The organism is Citrobacter sp. Awk 4 (assembly GCF_028069725.1).
Classification (GTDB): Bacteria; Pseudomonadota; Gammaproteobacteria; order Enterobacterales; family Enterobacteriaceae; genus Citrobacter_D.
In genome coordinates, this window is the sequence record NZ_JANEWG010000176.1 from 1 (window position 1) to 255 (window position 255).

Consider the following 255-nt stretch of genomic DNA (forward strand, 5'->3'; position numbering starts at 1 on the left):
GGTTCATATCACCTTACCGACGCTTATCGCAGATTAGCACGTCCTTCATCGCCTCTGACTGCCAGGGCATCCACCGTGTACGCTTAGTCGCTTAACCTCACAACCCGAAGATGTTTCGTAAAACACCACCGTGTCGTGAAAATTTGAGAGACTCGAACACACCGCTTTTCATTTCTTATTACGGAGAAATGAAACAGTGTGTCGTTTCAATTTTCAGCTTGATCCAGATTTTTAAAGAGCAAATATCTCAAACAT

Annotated in this window: 1 rRNA gene; it reads right to left on the bottom strand. The window is 43.5% G+C overall.

The features are described from left to right. A 23S ribosomal RNA gene (locus NNO04_RS22715) occupies window positions 1-97 on the bottom strand; the annotation flags it as partial. Window positions 98-255: the final 158 nt, after the last annotated feature.